Raw genomic sequence first — 20,343 nt, 5'->3', positions numbered from 1 at the left:
GGGTAGTGTAGTTCGGTGTAAACTATTAAAATGGAAGACCTGCGGTGCTGGAAATACGTAGAGAGAATCAACGTGATATCAGTGCAATTTCAAGATTGATAACGTTGGCGTTTGAAAACCTTCCCATGAGTGATAAACGGGAAGCAGAAATTGTTGAGTTCATGAGAAAAGACGCTGCACTGTCAATTTCATTAGTCGCCATTAAAGATAATGAAATAGCAGGGCATATCGCATTCTCAAAAATTCATATTAATGATCAGTTTTCTGGTTGGTATGGTTTAGCTCCGGTAAGTGTTCTACCTTCCTTGCAAAATCAGGGTATTGGCTCAAAGCTTATAAAGGAAGGTTTGTTACAATTAAAGCAAAAAAGCGCCAATGGATGCGTGTTACTAGGCGAGCCACGTTTTTACCAGAGATTTGGTTTTATTGCCCACCCCAATTTAGTTTTGCAGGGAGTCCCAGCGAAATATTTTCAGGTTTTATCCTTTGCTACTGACATCCCAAAGGGCAGTGTTAAATATCATCCGGCGTTTGGGTAATATTGCTTAAAACATGATTCCGTTAAAGAACCTGGCAGTTATTAGGTTTACACGCTGACAGTTATTGGGAACTTAACGCTCATCTAGGATATAAATAAGCATCGATAAGATTAACGGTAACGGTTTAAAAAAGTGAATTTCATATACATTAAGGTGGGAACGAACTGGAATGTGCTTTCAACATGGACATAATATCCATATTTAGTGGGCTATCCGCGGTTTTACTCGTCACGCTGTTAACCATTCGACTCTATGATTGGCAAGCAGAACGTACACAGTGGACTAGGCTAAAATCTCTACAATCAGAGCGCCCTCATGCCTATGATCCTAAAATGGTAGCTGAGCTGCCTGAGCCGGCGCGGCGATTTTTTAACTACGCTATATCCACCGGTACCGAATTACTTTCTGTGGCTGAAATTGACATAAGCGGGCAGTTTAGTTTAGGTAACAAACAACAGCCAAATTATCAAACTATGCACGCCCATCAAATCCTTGCATCACCTTATGGTTTTGTGTGGAAAACGAAGCTAGGGGGGATCGTACCTATATCTGGTTCTGATTCAGGGAAGTGGACACGCTTTAGAATTTTTGGACTGCTCCCTGTGGCTCGGATAGGTGATAATTTCGATCATCGGTTATCTGCCTATGGTCGTTATATTGCCGAATCTGTGTTTTGGACTCCTGCTGCAGTATTGCCGGGGCCGGGCGTTTCATGGGAAGCCATTGATGCAAACTCTGCGCAAGTGACAGTTTGCCACGGCTACCTTTCCCAAAGTGTTAAGATCAAGGTTGATGCTTATGGTCAACTTGTTGAGGTATCTTTTTTGCGCTGGAGTAATGCAAATGACAATAAAAAATATCAGATACAACCCTTTGGAGGCAGATTGTCAGATTTTCGTGAGGTGCAGGGTTACCATCTTCCCTTTTATGTTGAGGGGGGAAATATGTTTGGAACTGATGACTATTTCGCTTTTTACAAAGCAAAAATAAAGCAAATCCACTTCCCCCCCAAAAAAATTATTTAGTGGAGAAATGAATTTGAATACTGCATGTTGGGTTAGCCCTTCATATCTTTTTTATTGTCTTCTTTGAGATAGCTAATTAATTTATGAATAGGTTCAGGCGCTTGAAATAAAAAGCCTTGAACAAAGTCACAATCATATTGTGAAATAAAATCAAATTGTTCTTTTGTTTCCACTCCCTCAGCAATCGTTTTTAAGCCCAAGGCTTTGGCTATGGAAATAGTGGCCTTGACCACCTCTTCCGACTTTCTAATCTTACCAATTTGAGAGACAAACGAACGATCAATCTTGAGCATGTCAAAAGGTTTATTTATGAGATAACCTAAGTTTGAGTACCCTGTACCAAAATCATCCATGGAAAAAAATACATCGAGCTTTTTATAACGTTCTAGGTGTTTATGATTTTTTTCATTGGACAAAATAACTTTTCGTTCGGTAATTTCCAATGAGATCAAATTGCCATTAATTTTAAATTGCTGTAAGTACTTTTTAAAAGTATAGAACAATGCATCACTCTCTAAATCTTTCAGTGAGAAGTTAATGGCTATTTTGTACTGTTGGTTAGTATCACGGTTCAAGTCACTAATGGTTTTCATAACTTTGAAAATGACATACTTAGTAATTTCTGTAATGAGGTCAGATTCTTCCGCTAAAGGAATAAATTTATTTGGCATGACCAAACCAAGGCGAGGATGATTCCATCTAATTAGCGCTTCAAGGTGAGAAACTTTTCTCGTTTTTATATCAATAATAGGTTGGTAGAATACCTCGAACTCATCTTTATTTAGTCCCTCTCGAATCAAACTCTCCATTGAGGCTTTTTCAAACGCAAAAGAAGAAAGCTCCTCAGAGATGTAGCGATACATGTTTTTACCGTTCTCTTTAGCGTCATACATAGCAATGTCTGCTTGTCGAACTAATTCCTCAGCAGAGTGGCCGTCATTTGGATAGATACTTATCCCAATACTGGCACCAATATTAATTTTATGCTCATTGACACTGATTTCTTCTTTAACTGATTGAATTAAACTGGTGGCGATTTTAGAGGCGTTTAAGGCGGTGTCTAGGTCCTGCACAATTATAATAAACTCATCCCCGCCCACGCGCGCAACGGTATCGCCGGAACGTAAAATATCGGTAAACCTTTTTGCAACCTCAATTAACACCGCATCGCCGACATCGTGTCCTAAACCATCATTCACAATTTTAAACCGATCTAGATCGACAAATAGAATTGCCAATTGTTTTTTGTTACGACGCGATTCTTCTAAAGCGTGCTCTAACCGGTCTGCTAACAACGTGCGATTAGGTAGGCCGGTAAGGGCGTCGTGATTGGCCATATACTGTATTTTATTCTGTGATTGTTTAATCAAGGAAATATCGGTTATCACCCCAACATACTGAATAGTTTGACCGTGTTCGTTTTTTACGGCACTGATATTTAAGAAAACAGGAAATAATTCACCACTTTTCGATGTGTTGATTACTTCCCCTGACCAAAAACCACTTTGTTTGTATGAACGTTCCATTTCGCTAAAAAATTCAGAACTATGCTTATCGGATTTCAAAATACTAATTTTTTGACCTTTAATCTCATCTAAGGAATATCCGGTAAGATTTTCAAAAGCAGGGTTTACATTGATAACTCGTGTTTCATCGTCGGTGATGACAATACTTTCTTGGGTAGAGTTAAATACCATTTTCGCTTGAATATTCTCTAAGTTTGCTTGTTTTCTTTCATTTATATCTTCTACGACTGAGATAAAGTATAGAGGAACATTTTTATCTCTCACGATGGCAACTGAAAGATTAGCCCAGAATATTTCACCATTTTTCTTGTGATAGCGCTTTTCTAATTTGTAGGAATTCCGTTCACCGTTTAAGAGTTGTTGCATGAAATCTAAATCTTCTTTGAGATCATCTTTAAAGGTGATCTCTTGAAAGGTCAGTTTTAGCAACTCTTCGTTCGTGTAACCCAGCATACTAGACAAGGCTTTGTTACATGTGACCCATGAACCATCCAAAGCAACATGACTTATACCAATATTGGCATTATCAAAAGTTGCCTTGTATTTTTGTTGGCTTAAAGACAGCTCTGCAAGGGCGTTCTTTTCTTTTGAAATATCAGATGCGAACGACCAGATTTGAGTATTACCTAAATCATCCTGACTGAGATAATCTTCAATCTCGAGTATTGTGTTTCCATTTCTGCTTGAGTTTAGTTCAATAATATAAGGCCCAAATGTGCCTTTCTCAATTAGTTCTTTTTGCCTATATAAAAAGGTTCCGCTGTCGTTAATGGGGTATATATTAAATAAGTTTTTAGCTAAAAGTTGCTCTCTACTCAAACCTGTAAATTTTTGCATAGCACGGTTCGTTTTTAAAATCATGCCTTGCATATTCGTTATGATAACGCCGTCATGAATGTTTTCTAAAACTGATTCATAACGTCGGTTAAGGGAAACCAACTTTTCTTTAATTGCTGTATTTTCATTGAACATTTCCTTAAGTTCAGCATAAGCAGTTTGAAGCTCTTCATTGGTAGATTGAAGTTCTTCATTACTGGTTTCCATTTCCTCATTCGTTGCTTGCAACTCTTCATTTGAACTTTGTAACTCTTCGTTTGTTGATTGTAACTCTTCATTCGATGTTTCAAGTTCCTCAACAAGGGTTTGCATATGCTCTTTAATGCGTTGTAATTCAAATTCTAACTCTTGCGAGGAAGAGATATCAGCATCGTTAACATTGCTAGTAATAGAAGGTAAGTCAGCTTCTGAAATGCTTTGAAAATAAAAAATATACATTTGGTTACGGCCATTCATTACCGGCACAATGTAAATTTTAATAAGTCGCGCTTTACCATTTTTCAGAGGCAATGGTATATAACCGCTGGAATTCATTGCTGAGTTTCTTTTCGCATCACTTACTAATTTACGTAAATCAATGGCAAGGCGTGAGTCGATAATTTTATATATATCAAAAGAGACATACCCCTCTGGTACCTCAACAAAATCGAGGTTCCCTTTTTTATAAAATACATTCAGTTGCTCGTTAGTAACGATCACATTCGGCATTAATAACTTTGCTGCTTCTGTGATAATCGTCTCTTGAATGGGGGTGTCAGCGGGGACTTTAGACTGTTCCTGATGTTGATACTTAACAAATTTTGGCGGACTTACAGTGATTGATTGAAGGTTTTTCTTACTGTTAACAACGGTTTTAAATATTTTGTTAGATTTATCAACAGGCGCAAACAAATGCTCAAAGTAAGTCGCATTTTCTGATTTTCCTAGAAACAGTAAGGCGTTTGGTTTGAGGGCATAATGGAATGCAGGCATTATCCATTTCTGTGCATCAAGATTAAAATAAATCAGAAGATTTCGGCAAACAATCAGATCTAAATCTTTAAATGGTGGGTCAGAAAGTAAGTTATGGTAAGAGAAAACAATGTTCTGTCTTAAACTTTTCTTCACTTCGAATTCATTGTTAGTGATACTGAAGTAATCTTTAACGTGAGAATCTGAAACCTCTGTCATTGAAGCTTGGCTATAAATACCTTGACGAGCAATTTTCAAGGCATCTTCGTCAATGTCTGTGGCAAAGATTTTTATGTCTAGTTGATGTTGACGGTCGTTTAATAACTCGTTCAAAATTATCGCGACTGAATAAGCCTCTTCGCCCGTAGAAGAGCCTGGCATCCATATTCTAAGCTCTTTTTCATCGGGGACCTCATCGAGATACTTATCTAGAAGAGTTTCAAGGGAATCGTAGGCATCGCGGTCACGGAAAAAGCTTGTGACGCCAATCAAAATGTCTTTGTAGAGTAATTCAACTTCGTGCTCATCTTTTTGAAGCAGGCTGACATACTCACTCAGGGTGGTAACTTTTAAGGCAACCATTCGACGTTCAATACGCCGACTAATCGTGGCTTTTTTATATACTGAGAAATCCACTTTTTTATATTTGTGAAGCAAACCAAATATGATTGAATGATGATCATTGGCAGGTGTGATTTGATGCTTTTTTAATACTTTATTTCTAGGGAAATTAGCTAGTGCTACCAACTCTTCACCAATTTTCTCTGCTTCGATTAAGATATCTACCACTGAACCGTTAATCGAAGCCATGGGCATACCATCATATTTAGCCGTACTCGGTTCTTGCACAATAGTAATGCCTCCCTCGGCATTAATGGCTCGCATACCTTGACAACCATCGGATCCCGTTCCCGATAAAATGATACCGACTGATTTTTCTTTTTTGTATTTTGCGATTGAAATAAAGAGTTGATTGACCGAAGGCTTGGGGAGAAAGGAATGTTTTTCTGGTGCAGATAAAATAATCTGGTTGTCATTATTTATCTCTACGTTTTTACTCGGTGGCGTTATGTACAGCGTATCACTTTCAAGTACTTCGTTATGTTTAGCTTCTTTAATCATTAGGTTACTTTCTCTAGAAAGTAACTCTACAAGCATTGTATTGTGTTTAGGACTTAGGTGTTGGGCAATGATATATGCGGTATTATTGTTATTTGGAAGCCCTTTAATTAGTGTTGTTAGTGCTTCTAATCCACCTGCACTGGATCCTATGCCAACGACCATGAGTCCATCAGTGTTATGACTAATTTCCTCTTCATTGTCGTTAGACAAGCTTAATTTGTCGCCTAATATTTTTGCTTTTCCAATTGATTCTTGTTGTTTGGCTGCGGATAAAACCTGATCGATAATGTGCTTTAATTTTTTGTTATCAGTGGGTTTACTTATAAAACCATTAATTTGATCTTTCAGCACGTCTAAAATAAAATCTTCTTCAATATGAGCACTAAAAACGATAATCGGTATCTTTTTATCCGTAATACGGACTTCTTGAATGAGCTCAGGCCCGTTCATTTGAGGCATTTGAATTTCTGTTAAGATTATATTAGGTCTGTGGGTATGAAATTTAGATAAGGCTTGTCGACCATTCGTAGCCTCAATGACTGTTGTAAATATTTCACGCAGAAAGACTGCATATTGCGCACGGGTATCATCGTTGTTCTCTACATAGAGAATAGTTCCTTTAAACTTCATGTATTTTTGCCTCGTTTTTATTATTTTTGCGTGCGTGATGTGAAAGTTTTAGATTTTATTTCCTTTAACAAACAAAATATCGGTTTTCACTCAAGCACGCAATTAGTCTTTAGACTGAGACAGTCCGATAAGTTTGATACATAAATTTGGTTATTAAAGATTAAAAAAACCGTTTTCTCCTGCGATTTTTTAATGGAAAACCCCCTCAAATGATAGCAAATAGGATACACATTAAATGAAAGAGAACTTTTGGAAAATAATATTCGTTACTTGTCTAGTATTAAGTTTGCCTAGCTACGCCGATATTGCCGAAGGTGCTGATGGTGAAATTAAATATAATAAAGAGCTAGATGGGTTTGAATATCCATTTGCAGTGAATACCTTTGAATTGAACTCGCAAAATCAACCTTTGAAAATGCGCTATATGGATGTAGGTAAAAAATCAGCAGACAAGACAATCGTACTGTTACACGGCAAAAATTTTGCGGGTTATTATTGGGAAAGAGTGGCGAAGGATCTTGTAAAACAAAACTACAGAGTGATCATTCCAGATCAGATTGGGTTTGGTAAATCATCTAAACCTGATGCCTATCAATTTAGTTTTGCTCAATTAGCCTTAAACACCAAGAAACTAATGGATCATTTAACAATTGATAAATTTGATGTTGTGGGTCACTCAATGGGAGGCATGTTGGCGGTGACGTTTGTTACCAATTATAGTGATTCAGTGGATAAACTCATTTTGGTAAATCCAATAGGACTAGAAAACTACAGCGAATATGTTGAATTTAAAGATACTAATTTTTTCTACGAAACACAGCTTAAATCCACCTTGGCTGGTGCCATACGTTATCAAAAAAACAATTATTACGATGGTAAATGGTCACAGCAATATGAAAAATTACTGCTTCCTTTAAAAGGCATGTTAGCTGGAGATGACTGGGCGAGTGTTGCCTGGAACAATGCCCTGACTTACGGTCCAATCTTTTCTGAAAATATTGTCGCTAAGTTGCCACAAATAGACAATAAAACCATTTTAATTATTGGAACCCGGGATAAAACCGGTCCTGGAAGAGGATGGTTAAAACCCGGAGTCACTCGAACCTTAGGTGACTATGCAGCTTTAGGACAAAATGCCCACAGATTGATTAAAGATTCGGTTTTGTTTGAATTAGAGGGGCTCGGCCACATGCCACATTATGAAGATTACTCCGCTTTTATAGCAGCCTTCCAGAAAGCCTTAGCATTGTAATGTGCAATGGGAAGGGGAGCTAGGGGCTTATGTAGTTTAAGATTTCATTAAGACTTCAACTTAATGGTAAAGGTTATTATTCAGGGCTTAATCGATTGTAGGTAGTTTAATAAAAAGTAGGTCTTGCCGTTTCAAATTAACCTATATTTATATTAGAAAATTTAAAACTCTGTTAACAAGTGATTATTATTACCAATTGGTTAGCATTATTTTTACTTTGGTAATGACATATGGTTTTAGTTAACCTACAATGGTATGATAATTTGGTAATGACATTGCATTTGTTATTTTTTAACTTTGCTGATTGGTGTTGACGTCGGACTATCAAAATTGACTTTCATTAGTCGAGATATTGCTGCAGCAGGCTAACCTAGATTTTACGAATTTAGCGTTTCGTAATTGTTAGATTTACAGCTATCTATATGATTAGATCCATTTTTAATAACCGATTACGTCATTAAAGAATGGCAATTTTGTGAGCCGTTCGTCAATTGCTTAACATTTAACAGGTGTATATTCTTTATACTCAACTTTACATATCAAAACTCCAGGAGTTAGAAATGACAAAACCAGTAATCGGTTTCATCGGCCTCGGTCTGATGGGCGGCAATATGGTAGAAAATTTGCAGAACAAAGGCTACGAGCCAATCGTAATGGATTTGAACAAAGATGCTGTTGATGCAGTTGTTGCTCGTGGTGGTAAAGCCGCATCGTCTGCAGCAGAACTAGCTGCAGCTAGTGATATCATTATGCTTGCTTTAACTACCTCTGAAATTGTTGAAAAAGTTGTTTACGGCGATGAAGGTATCCTTGCAGGTATCAAAGAAGGCGCTGTATTAATTGATTTTGGAACATCGATTCCAGCATCAACTCGTAAGATTGGTGCTGACCTTGCTAAGAAAGGCGCGGGCATGATCGATGCACCATTAGGTCGTACTCCAGCTCACGCTAAAGACGGTCTTCTTAATATTATGGCTTCTGGAGATAAAGCGACTTTCGATAAAGTTAAGCCAGTATTGGATCAGCAAGGCGAAAATATCTTTTACCTTGGCGCACTAGGTGCCGGCCATACTACTAAATTAATTAATAACTTTATGGGTATGACTACTGTATGTACTATGTCACAAGCATTCGCTGTGGCTGACCGTGCAGGTGTTGACCGCCAACAGTTGTTCGACATTATGTCTACAGGACCTTCGAATTCACCTTTCATGCAATTTTGTAAAAACTATGCAGTTGATGGTGTTAGTGACTTAGGCTTTTCTATTGCCAATGCAAATAAAGACTTGGGTTACTTCCTTAAAATGGTTGAAGACCTTGGTACTCGTGCTGAAATAGCGGAAGGAACTTCTCATAACCTTCAAGCTGCTTTCGATGAAGGCATGGGTAGCGGTAACGTACCAGAAATCTTTGATTACTTTCTTAAGTTAGCAAAGTAAGATAGCCTAATATAATTGCAACTCTACGGAGCAGGCAATTCGCTATCAAAGTAAAATTTTGGGATGTGAACTTGTCCAACGTGTTCACAACCTTTGAATCCGACAATAGTAATTGTGTTAGATGGAAGCTATTTTTAAGCATGCCATGTTTTACAAAGACTATTATCGGATTTTTTTGTGGGCGTAATTAAATAGCGAATAAAAAAGCATTACACCTAAGAACACGCGAAAAATGCTAATTTGATATATTGCAGTTATCTCGTCTTAACCGTAAACTGAGCCTAGTTTCAATGAGTTAAACTCAGATTCTCACCTTTAATCTCTAGCAACTAATAACCGTTTGTATCACTAATTGCTATTCGTTACTGCGGGTCGTTTTGGGGTTACTTGAGAGGTTAGGGGATATTAGGGTGAATGTTACATAACTGATAAGGAGTATTCACTATTTCTGCTAAATCGGTTAGTTCTGTCGTTATATGGAAAATTTCTCTTTCAATATTGCTACTCATTTGTGTTGTTGTTTTCGCCTTTTTCTGGAATGAAGCACGCAAAGAGGTGGTATTTCTATGTGGCAATTTTAGTCAGGGTGTCACTCAATCAAGTGTGCTAAAACAACTCAATACGCTGCATTTTTCACAATTTAGCGTTAAAAAAACAGGGACAGGTAGGTTGATCGTAATGGACAGCAAACTCAACTTTGGTTTCTATCAATGTATTATCGATATCAATACACAAGGGCGAGTTATTCAATCTCGTGTTGAGTAATATACAAGCACAGAGTCGTTAATTATCCAAAAACGTTTGTTTATAGGATCAACTTAAGGAGCTAATTTGCTCTCAGATTTAAATTTTGCATTACAAATTACCACTCCTATATTCTTCATTATTGGTCTTGGATTTTTGTTTAAACGAATTGGTTGGTTGAATGATGATTTTGCTAATATGGGCTCTGCATTGGTGTTTAAGGTTACCTTGCCGTGCTTATTATTTACAAAGTTATCGACCACTGATTTTACCCAAGGTTTGCCAACGGCCTTAGTGATTTATGGGTTTATTGCAACCTTGCTAATATTTCTATTGTTGGACGTTTTTGCTACCAAATTGATAGCACAAAAGGCTGACAAAGGGGTATTTGTTCAAGGTGCTTTTAGAAGTAATATGGGCATTATTAGCCTTGCTTTTGTGGTGAGTGCCTATGGAGAAAAAGCCTTAGGTATCGCGTCTATTTACTTAGCAGTATTAACCATAGTGTTTAATATTTTATCTGTGATTACATTAACACGGCATTTACCACCAAGAGGCACGAATCGTGTTGGCGGAATGTTGCTGAGTATCATTAAAAACCCATTGATCATCTCTATTGTTGCGGGTGTATTGGTGTCACTGTTAAATATACCAATCCCTGAGATTGCGTTACATACAGGGGAATATTTTGCCGGTATGACCTTACCTTTAGCGCTATTGTGTGCCGGAGCCTCTATTCGGATTAAAGAGTTTCATTCTTCCAGTGTGCTTTACTGGTCGTCTGCAATGAAATTGATTTTTGTTCCCCTCGTATTCACCACGGGTGGTTTTATTTTAGGATTCAGAGGGGAAGAGTTAGGTATTTTATACCTCATGTGTGCAGCCCCCACCGCGGCCGCCAGTTATCCGATGGTGCAAGCGATGCAGGGTAATCATTTTCTAGCTGCAGCTATTATTGCAGTTACCAGTACATTATCTTTAGTGACCACAACACTGGGGATATTTTTATTAAAAGTATTTGCTTTGATTTAGGTATAAAAGCATGGACAACAATAAAAGTGATAGTCAGATTAAATCTTGGTTTTTAATACACTGTGTTGTGTACCTAAGTGTGTGCTTAAGCTTTTCTGTGTATGGGCAAGAGGCGCTTACTTTCGAGCAATTCAAGGTTCCTGAAGTTGCAGATAGCCCATTAAAAAAAGTTGATTTTAACAGTCATCCTGATGGTGTTTTTGTGGAGCAAAAGTGGCAATGGATGAAGGCGTCAGTTGTTGGCCAACAAGCTAATTTTGCTGGCCACTTTTATATTTTAAGCACAGGATGTGGCACTGGATGCCAGTTTAATGTGGTTGTTCAGGTGGAAACCGGTAAAATCATGGATACCCTGACTTCGGGACTGGGGCTTTGTTACCAAGCCGACAGTGATCTGTTAATTATGAATCCAAAATTAGATGGGTTTGCTGAAAACGTGCCAGACTGGGCTTATACCTACTACTATCAATTTGAAGAAGGTAAAATAAACCTGTTGAAAAAAGATCAGTTAGGGTTTGACGGGACATGTGATTTCGGTCAGTAAATTGTGACTAGACCAATTTTATTTTGATATCACCGAGGGCTATACAGCAACAGGGGAGGAATTCGTCATCATCAATATAGGCGAGGGGGTCGGTTTTGTAGTCGACTTCGCCACTGATAAGTTTACTTCTGCAAGCTCCACAAAACCCTTCACGACAATGATAGTGAACCTCGATATTTTGCTTTTCCAAGCTTTCTAAAATAGTGTCTGAATGGTCGGTAAGGATAGGAGGGTGATCACCATCAACAATGATCACCGTTGATTTCTTTTCGGACATTAAAGATCGAAATCGTCAAAGTCACCAGCGTTTACTTCGGCGTCAATTTGACCCACTAAGTAAGAGCTTATTTCAGATTCTTGTGGTGCAACTTGTACATTGTCAGAATTGAGGTAATTATTCATCCAAGGCAAAGGATTGCTGGTGATATCAAAAGGTTGGCCCATGCCAATGGCGGACATGCGATGGTTCGCAATATATTCCACATACTGGCAGAGTATCTCTTCGTTCAATCCAATCATTGAGCCCTGTGCAAATAAATATCCAGCCCATTGTTTTTCTTGTTCTACCGCTTGCATAAATATTTCTTTTGCTTGGTCTTTACACTCTTCTGCGATCTCAGCCATTTCTGGATCATCTTTGCCTTTTTGCCAAAGGTTGATAATGTGTTGAGTCGAGGTGAGGTGGAGATTTTCATCGCGAGCAATAAGACGGATTATCTTTGAGTTACCTTCCATTAACTCACGCTCTGCAAATGCGAAAGTACAGGCGAAGGAAACGTAGAAACGAATGGCTTCCAAGGCATTAACCGAGTTCATGCATAAATACAACTTCTTCTTTAACTCACGCATGGTGATGGTGTAAGCGACACCTTCAACTGTGTGAACGCCTTCGCCTTGGGTTTGCCACAGCTGGGTATAAAAAATCAAATCGTCGTAGTATTTAGAAATATCGCCAGCACGTTGTTTGATTTGTTCGTTAACCACAATATCATCAAAGATCGCACTCGGATCGGTAAATAGGTTGCGTAAAATATGGGTGTAAGAGCGAGAGTGTATGGTTTCGAAAAATGACCATGTTTCTGTCCATGTTTCTAACTCAGGTAATGAAATAATCGGTAGAAATGCAATATTTGGGCTTCTTCCCTGCACTGAATCTAGCAAAGTTTGATATTTTAAATTAGAAATAAAAATATGCTTTTCAGAGTCACTCAAAGACTGAAAGTCAACGCGGTCCTTACTGACATCTACCTCTTCTGGACGCCAGAAAAAACTGATTTGTTTTTCAATTAACTTTTCAAAAATACTGTGTTTTTGCTGGTCGTAGCGAGCAACATTCACTGGATTGCCGAAAAACATGGGTTCCAATAAAGGATTTGTAGGTTTTTGATTAAAAGTAGTGTATTTCATTTACCGTCAGTACTCTGTGAGGTTTAACACCAGGTGGCGTATTTTTACGCCACCAAACTTGTTTTTTGCCTATATTTTACATGCACCACCGGCACAATCGTCATCTTCTTCAATGACAACTTCTTGGGCCAATGGCGTCGCAACTTCCTTCTTCAATTCAAGTTGAGAGGTGTCTGAAGCACCATCTCGCGTGTTGTGGTAATACAAGGTTTTAATGCCCAATTTGTATGTGGTTAATAGGTCTTTTAACAACAATTTCATGGGCACTTTTCCACCTTCATATTTACCCGGATCGTAGCTGGTATTTGCAGAAATTGTTTGATCGATAAATTTTTGCATAATGGCACATAACTGTAAGTAACCATCATTGGAGTTGATGTCCCACAGCAATTCATATTGCTCTTTCAATCTTTCGTACTCAGGTACGACTTGTTTCAATACGCCATCTTTTGAAGACTTAATACTAATATGACCTCGAGGTGGCTCAATACCGTTCGTTGCATTGGATATCTGCGACGAGGTTTCTGACGGCATCAATGCAGACAGCGTACTGTTGCGTAATCCGTGTTCCACAATTTCTTTACGCAAGGTTTCCCAATCGTAGTGCAGAGGCTCATCGCATATTTTATCGAGATCCTTTTTATAAGTATCAATGGGTAAGATACCTTGTGAATAGGTTGTTTCGTTAAATTTAGGACAAGCTCCCTTTTCTTTCGCCAAATTATTTGACGCCTTGAGTAGGTAGTATTGCATGGCCTCAAAAGTTCTGTGAATGAGGGCATTACCACTGCCGTCGGAGTACTTCTTACCATTTTTCGCTAAATAATAAGCGAAATTAATCACGCCTATACCTAAGGTTCTTCTATCGATGGAAGCGCGGTATGCAGCAGGAACAGGATAGTCTTGATAATCTAACAGGCTATCTAGTGCGCGTACTGCTAAGTCTGCCATCTCTTCGAATTCATCAAGGCTTTCAATTGCCCCTAAGTTAAATGCCGATAAGGTACACAGAGCAATTTCGCCATTTTCATCGTTAATGTGCTGCAATGGTTTAGTGGGAAGGGCTATTTCTAAACATAGATTACTTTGTCTAACAGGCGCAACTTTAGGGTCGAAAGGACTGTGAGTATTACAGTGGTCTACGTTTTGTAGATAAATACGACCTGTACTTGCACGTTCTTGCATAAACAAACTGAATAGCTCAACCGCTTTGATTTTCTTTTTACGAATTGAATCATCTTGTTCGTATTTCACATACAAAGCTTCAAACTCATCTTGATCGGCAAAGAAAGCATCATATAGTCCTGGCACATCAGAAGGACTAAACAAGGTAATGTATTGATCTTTGATCATTCGGGTGTACATGAGTTTATTAAACTGCACACCATAATCGAGGTGACGAACTCGGTTTTCTTCCACACCACGGTTATTTTTAAGTACTAGTAAGGATTCAACTTCTAAATGCCATGCTGGGTAGAATAAGGTTGCTGCACCGCCTCTGACACCACCCTGTGAACAACTTTTCACCGCAGTTTGGAAGTATTTATAAAATGGAATACAACCCGTATGGTAGGCCTCACCGCCGCGAATTTCACTACCTAGGGCACGAATTCGGCCTGCATTCACACCAATACCTGCTCGTTGACTCACGTATTTAACGATGGCACTTGCAGTGGCATTAATCGAATCTAAGCTGTCACCTGCTTCAATTAAGACACAAGAGCTAAATTGACGGGTAGGGGTTCTGACCCCAGACATAATTGGCGTTGGTAAGGATATTTTAAATAAAGACGCAGCGTCATAAAAACGTTTTACATAGTCTAAACGTGTCTCTTTTGGATAGTTAGCAAACAAACATGCAGCGACTAGAATATACAAAAACTGAGCACTTTCGTAGATTTCACCGGTCACTCGATTTTGTACTAGATATTTACCCTCCAGTTGCTTCACTGCAGCATAACTGAAGTTCATGTCTCGCCAATGATCCATGTATTCGTCTAGCTCATTGAGCTCTTGCTCTGAATAGTCTTCTAATATGTGCTGATCATACTTGCCCTTTGCAACCATGCTTTTAACATGGGTAACTAACGCGGGAGGTTCAAATTGACCGTACGCTTTCTTACGTAAATGGAATACCGCTAAACGAGCAGCAAGGTATTGATAATCGGGTGTTTCCGTGGAAATTAAATCAGCCGCAGATTTAATTAAGGTCTCATGAATATCTTCGGTTTTGATACCGTCGTAAAACTGAATATGAGCTTTAATTTCAACTTGAGAAACAGAAACATTTTTTAAGCCTTTGGCCGCCCAAGTTATGACTTTGTGAATTTTGTCCAAATTTAAGACTTCACGTTCACCATCGCGTTTCGTGACATATAGAGAGTTATTCATGTATTTAATTTGCCGTTTAAATAATTAGCGTTACATACCCTGATAACTAAAATTATCGAGTACATTGTATTTTTAAATTAATTTTTAAAAGTATCGTTTTAAACTTTGTGCACACTTAAGGACGTAAAAAGGTCGCGTTTCTCAGCGTTTACTTCCGGTTATTTTTTGAGTAGTTAGAAAAAATGTGACTAGCACAAGATAGAGGTGTTTGCCCTCGTTTGCAACCCAATATCTGGTGGTTTTATCGCCAAAAAAACTTAACCAAATGGTAGGTTAGTATCGACTAACTTAGAAGGGGTATTCACGACGCAGTTAAGCCGATTGCAAGCATATTTTCGATTAAATTTTAAAGTTAAATTATTTTTAAAGGATCAGGTCTGTTTTTAGAATATCACGATATATAGTGTTAAAAATCTTAACAATCACTATATCTGGTATTTTTATGGGCACTCATCTTTATTTATGATAAAACAAAAGTGCATAAATACGATGAATCTATTAACTAGCCAATATCAAGCAACTCAGAGAACTGACTGACAACGTAATCCGCTTTCCAGTCTCTCACCTCGAGTGGATCTTTGATGTAACCATAGAGGGCGGCAACGCTTCCCATATAAGCGTTTTGAGCGGCTTCGATATCTCTTTTGGCATCGCCAACATAGAGGACTTTGTCAGGTGCGATGGACAAAATTCGCGCAGCCTCTAACAACGGCATAGGATGGGGTTTACGTTTGATATAGGTATCTCCACTGATTACCACTGCGCTAGTTTGCATTATCGGGAAGTGGGTTAGCAGTTGGGTCGTTAAAAAGCCTGGTTTGTTGGTGACTATTCCCCAAGGGATAGCATTTTGATTGAACCATTCCAGGGTCTCCATCACGCCATCAAAACAAGTGGTATCGACACAAACATTTTGTTCATAATGGTCGAGTAACATTTGTCGACATGTTTGTAATTCCGTTTCAGAAAGGTTTGCATAGTCATCACCAAACCCTAACTTTAATAAACCTAGGGCGCCATCTGAGGCGACACATCGATATGCATCGTAACTACAAGTTGGCCGGTCATAGTGACGCAATACGTGATTTAGGGCATTGCCTAAATCCGCTGCTGTATCTAATAAAGTGCCGTCTAAATCAAATAAAATAGCAGCGTATTGATCATTTAAAAAACCTTTTGCCATGGCCTTGTTTATCCTTCAGGTTTTTGACAATGGACAATGTAATTGACATCGACATTTTGTTCAGAAAGGTAAAATTGTTTCGAAAAAGGGTTCATATGCAGGCCAGTCATATGCTGGGTGATAAGATCCGTTTTATCAACCCAGGCTAATAGCTCAGAAGGCTGTATAAATTTTTCGTAATCATGAGTGCCTTTGGGCACTAGGTTTAGAATTTTTTCAGCGCCAACAATGGCCATTAAATAGGATTTTAGATTTCGATTTAAAGTAGAGAAAAATACGTGGCCACCGGGTTTAACTAGTGCCGCGCAAGCTCGCACTATGGAAGCAGGATCTGGCACATGCTCAAGCATCTCGAGGCAAGTTACAATGTCAAACTTATTGCTATGTTGGGCAGCCATTTGCTCTGCGGTTATTTGTTGATAGGTCACCTTTACGCCGGATTCTAGACCATGAAGACGAGCCACTTCTAAGGATTCAGAAGCCATATCAATGCCAGTGACCTGGGCCCCTTGTTTGGCTAAATATTCAGATAAGATACCGCCACCACATCCAACATCAATTATGTTTTTATCAAAAACACCATTGGTGCGTTGTTGAATATAGTCTCCTCGAAGAGGATTGATTTCGTGCAAGGGTTTAAATTCTCCTTGCAAATCCCACCACCTAGACGCTAACGCTGAAAATTTATCTATTTCTGCAGCATCTACGTTTTGCTCGGTCATTGTGCACTCCTTTTTTATCTTATTGCTATTATAAGCTGGCATTAATTTAGATAACCAGACCTTTATACCCGAAGATATGCTAAAAAATTGTCTGATTGCACACTATATAAGCGAATGACGGCTATTTATTTTGTTTTCTCGGTGGTAGAATCCACAGTCGATTTAGAACCCACTATAACTAAAAGTGAAGTCGAACTTTTTAAACTGACTTGACCAGTTTCATCAGTAGATTCAGATAATAATTTAGGGACAAGGCTGTATATGACAGACAATGCCAACGAAATTCTCCCCATTAATATAGAGGAAGAACTTAAAAACTCTTACCTCGATTATGCAATGAGTGTCATTGTTGGACGTGCACTACCGGATGTGCGTGATGGGTTAAAACCTGTTCACCGCCGCGTATTGTTCGCCATGAATGAGTTAAAAAACGATTATAATAAACCATACAAGAAATCTGCTCGTGTAGTCGGTGACGTAATTGGTAAGTATCACCCCCACGGCGATACTGCGGTTTACGACACCATTGTTCGTATGGCGCAGCCATTTTCTTTGCGATATATGCTCGTTGACGGCCAAGGTAACTTTGGTTCAGTTGATGGAGACTCAGCAGCTGCAATGCGTTATACCGAAGTTCGTATGGCTAAAATAGCCCATGAACTTCTAGCGGATCTAGAAAAAGAAACCGTTGATTTTGTACCTAACTATGACGGTACGGAACATATTCCTGATGTACTTCCCACACGTGTTCCTAATTTATTAGTGAATGGTTCCTCAGGGATTGCCGTAGGCATGGCAACCAATATTCCACCTCATAACCTAACTGAAGTGGTAAACGGCTGTATTGCACTGATCGATAATCCAGATATGACTATCGAAGAGATCATGCAACATATTCCGGGACCTGATTTTCCCACCGCTGCATTAATTAGTGGTCGTAAAGGAATTGACGATGCCTACCGCACTGGCCGCGGTAAAATTTACATGCGTGCCCGGGCTGAAATTGAAACTGAAGATAGTGGTAAAGAAACCATTATTGTGCACGAGATCCCTTACCAGGTTAACAAAGCAAGATTGATTGAAAAAATTGCTGAACTGGTTAAAGAGAAGAAAATTGAAGGTGTTTCAGCACTTCGCGATGAGTCTGATAAAGATGGAATGCGTATTGTTGTTGAAGTGAAACGCAACGAGTCAGCAGAAGTGCTACTTAATCACTTGTATGCCCAAACACAATTACAAACCGTGTTTGGTATCAACATGGTTGCCCTCGACAACAACCAACCTCGGGTATTTAACCTCAAAGATATTTTAGAAGCCTTTGTACTGCATCGCAGAGAAGTGGTTACCCGTCGTACAGTTTATGAACTGAAGAAAGCTCGCGACCGTGCCCATATCCTTGAAGGTTTAGCGATTGCACTAGTTAACATCGATGAAATTATCGAGTTAATTAAAGCATCAGAAAGTCCAAGTGATGCTAAGGCTTCTCTTGTGGCTCGCGGCTGGGCGTTAGGTGATGTTGCTGAAATGCTAGCACGTGCGGGTGATGATGCGGCTCGTCCTGATTGGCTAGAACCACAGTACGGTATATCAGAAGGCGAATATTTCTTAACCGAACAGCAAGCCCAAGCGATTCTAGACCTGCGCTTACACAAACTGACTGGTTTAGAACACGATAAAATCTTAGCTGAATACAAAGAGCTACTCGACGTTATTGCTGAATTATTGCTGATACTATCTAGCTCTGAACGTTTGATGGAAGTGATTAGGGAAGAGCTTGAACAAATACGTGATGAATACGGTGACGAAAGACGTACAGAAATCACAGCAGCAACTCATGACATCGACATGGAAGATCTTATTGAGCGAGAAGATGTTGTAGTGACATTGTCTCGTGAAGGCTACGTGAAATATCAGAAACTTTCTGACTACGAAGCCCAGCGTCGCGGTGGTAAAGGTAAATCTGCGACTAAGATGAAGAATGAAGACTTCATTGAAAAGTTATTGGTTGCCAATACCCACGATCACATATTGTGTTTCTCAACTCGTGGCCGTTTATACTGGTTGAAAGTGTATCAATTACCTTTTGCTAGTCGTAACGCCCGTGGACGTCCTATCGTGAACATTCTTCCTTTAGAGGAAGGCGAACGTATTACCGCTATATTACCTATTCAAGAATTTGAAGAAGGTAAATATGTATTGATGGCCACAGCTAACGGGACGGTTAAAAAGACCGCACTTTCACAATACTCACGTCCTCGTTCAAACGGTATTATTGCGGTGAACTTAAACGAAGGTGATGAATTAATTGGTGTTGATATTACCGACGGTGAAAGCGACATTATGTTGTTCTCGGATGCCGGTAAAGTGGTTCGCTTTAACGAAAAACAACGAGATTCTGAAACCGGCGCAGTGAAGCTTGATCCTGAAACCGGTGAAGAGCTTTTAGCATTACGCCCTATGGGTAGAACCGCTACTGGTGTTCGCGGTATTCGTTTACAAGACGGTCAAAAAGTGGTGTCACTTATTGTTCCTAAAGGTGATGGAGCTGTGTTAACCGCTACCGAGAATGGTTTCGGTAAACGTACTCCAATTGCAGACTATCCAGCGAAGAGCCGAGCAACACAAGGTGTTGTTTCAATCAAGGTCTCTGAACGTAATGGTGCAGTAGTGGGTGCAGTACAAGTGTTCGAAGGTCAAGAGATTATGTTGATCAGTGACCAAGGTACATTGGTTAGAACACGAGTAGATGAAGTCTCCACAGTAGGTCGAAATACCCAAGGTGTTAGACTTATCCGCACAGGTGCAGACGAGCATGTTGTGGGTTTACAAAAAATTGAAGAGATTGAAGCAGAAGATTTAGAACTACTAGAAGGTGAAGACGTCGTTGCAGCGGAACAAGCTGAAGTGGCGGACGATAGCGCTGACGAAGTAGACTCTGATCCTACTGAATAAATCATAAACGCTAGTTTTTAATCATACTTAAAACGAGTGGCTTATTC

The 20,343-nt window shown here is 39.1% G+C and carries 13 protein-coding genes; 7 read left to right on the top strand and 6 right to left on the bottom strand.

From position 1 onward, the window contains the following. Nucleotides 1-44: 44 nt before the first annotated feature. The gene (locus Q4574_RS05120) at nucleotides 45-539 is read left to right on the top strand and encodes a GNAT family N-acetyltransferase (RefSeq protein WP_303472242.1); all 495 of its coding nucleotides are present in this window, start codon (nucleotides 45-47) and stop codon (nucleotides 537-539) included. Nucleotides 540-721: 182 nt separating this feature from the next. Continuing rightward, nucleotides 722-1,564 carry a DUF6544 family protein gene (locus Q4574_RS05115; RefSeq protein WP_303472240.1) on the top strand — a complete coding sequence of 281 codons (843 nt, stop codon included), beginning with the start codon at nucleotides 722-724 and terminating at the stop codon, nucleotides 1,562-1,564. A gap of 32 nt (nucleotides 1,565-1,596) precedes the next feature. Here the strand turns inward: Q4574_RS05115 and Q4574_RS05110 are convergent, their stop codons facing one another. After that, the gene (locus Q4574_RS05110) at nucleotides 1,597-6,630 is read right to left on the bottom strand and encodes an EAL domain-containing protein (protein WP_303472238.1); all 5,034 of its coding nucleotides are present in this window, start codon (nucleotides 6,628-6,630) and stop codon (nucleotides 1,597-1,599) included. 235 nt (nucleotides 6,631-6,865) lie between these two features. Between Q4574_RS05110 and Q4574_RS05105 the strand changes: the two genes are divergently transcribed. The 4 genes from Q4574_RS05105 (at nucleotide 6,866) to Q4574_RS05090 (ending at nucleotide 11,641) form a co-directional block, all read left to right on the top strand. Further along, the gene (locus tag Q4574_RS05105) at nucleotides 6,866-7,882 is read left to right on the top strand and encodes an alpha/beta fold hydrolase (RefSeq protein ID WP_303472236.1); all 1,017 of its coding nucleotides are present in this window, start codon (nucleotides 6,866-6,868) and stop codon (nucleotides 7,880-7,882) included. Between the two features lie 536 nt (nucleotides 7,883-8,418). Further along, nucleotides 8,419-9,321, top strand: a complete 903-nt coding sequence (locus Q4574_RS05100) for an NAD(P)-dependent oxidoreductase (protein WP_303472324.1) — start codon at nucleotides 8,419-8,421, stop codon at nucleotides 9,319-9,321. A gap of 831 nt (nucleotides 9,322-10,152) precedes the next feature. Continuing rightward, nucleotides 10,153-11,097, top strand: coding sequence for an AEC family transporter (locus Q4574_RS05095; RefSeq protein ID WP_303472233.1), 945 nt, complete (start codon nucleotides 10,153-10,155; stop codon nucleotides 11,095-11,097). Nucleotides 11,098-11,107: 10 nt separating this feature from the next. Beyond that, a complete protein-coding gene (locus Q4574_RS05090; protein WP_303472231.1) occupies nucleotides 11,108-11,641 on the top strand; it encodes a hypothetical protein in 534 nt (177 codons plus the stop codon). 7 nt (nucleotides 11,642-11,648) lie between these two features. On the opposite strand, the gene yfaE is transcribed toward Q4574_RS05090, so the two are convergent. The 5 genes from yfaE to ubiG all read right to left on the bottom strand — a co-directional run bounded on the left by yfaE (nucleotide 11,649) and on the right by ubiG (nucleotide 17,344). Then, nucleotides 11,649-11,918 carry a class I ribonucleotide reductase maintenance protein YfaE gene (gene yfaE / locus Q4574_RS05085; protein ID WP_303472230.1) on the bottom strand — a complete coding sequence of 90 codons (270 nt, stop codon included), beginning with the start codon at nucleotides 11,916-11,918 and terminating at the stop codon, nucleotides 11,649-11,651. After that, the gene (nrdB, locus tag Q4574_RS05080) at nucleotides 11,918-13,048 is read right to left on the bottom strand and encodes a class Ia ribonucleoside-diphosphate reductase subunit beta (RefSeq protein WP_303472228.1); all 1,131 of its coding nucleotides are present in this window, start codon (nucleotides 13,046-13,048) and stop codon (nucleotides 11,918-11,920) included. The genes yfaE and nrdB overlap by 1 nt, the downstream gene beginning before the upstream one ends. A gap of 69 nt (nucleotides 13,049-13,117) precedes the next feature. Then, nucleotides 13,118-15,439: a class 1a ribonucleoside-diphosphate reductase subunit alpha gene (gene nrdA, locus Q4574_RS05075; RefSeq protein ID WP_303472226.1), complete on the bottom strand. Its 2,322-nt coding sequence runs from the start codon at nucleotides 15,437-15,439 to the stop codon at nucleotides 13,118-13,120. Nucleotides 15,440-15,941: 502 nt separating this feature from the next. Further along, nucleotides 15,942-16,622, bottom strand: a complete 681-nt coding sequence (locus Q4574_RS05070) for an HAD-IA family hydrolase (protein ID WP_303472224.1) — start codon at nucleotides 16,620-16,622, stop codon at nucleotides 15,942-15,944. Between the two features lie 8 nt (nucleotides 16,623-16,630). Beyond that, nucleotides 16,631-17,344, bottom strand: a complete 714-nt coding sequence (ubiG, locus tag Q4574_RS05065; protein WP_303472222.1) for a bifunctional 2-polyprenyl-6-hydroxyphenol methylase/3-demethylubiquinol 3-O-methyltransferase UbiG — start codon at nucleotides 17,342-17,344, stop codon at nucleotides 16,631-16,633. Between the two features lie 261 nt (nucleotides 17,345-17,605). Between ubiG and gyrA the strand changes: the two genes are divergently transcribed. After that, nucleotides 17,606-20,296, top strand: coding sequence for a DNA topoisomerase (ATP-hydrolyzing) subunit A (gyrA, locus tag Q4574_RS05060; protein ID WP_303472220.1), 2,691 nt, complete (start codon nucleotides 17,606-17,608; stop codon nucleotides 20,294-20,296). The last annotated feature ends 47 nt before the right edge of the window (nucleotides 20,297-20,343 follow it).

It is taken from the genome of Aliiglaciecola sp. 3_MG-2023, from assembly GCF_030548205.1.
GTDB lineage: Bacteria > Pseudomonadota > Gammaproteobacteria > Enterobacterales > Alteromonadaceae > Aliiglaciecola.
The sequence above is the reverse complement of the archived record's forward strand: the minus strand, read 5'-3'. Positions and strand labels throughout refer to the sequence as shown.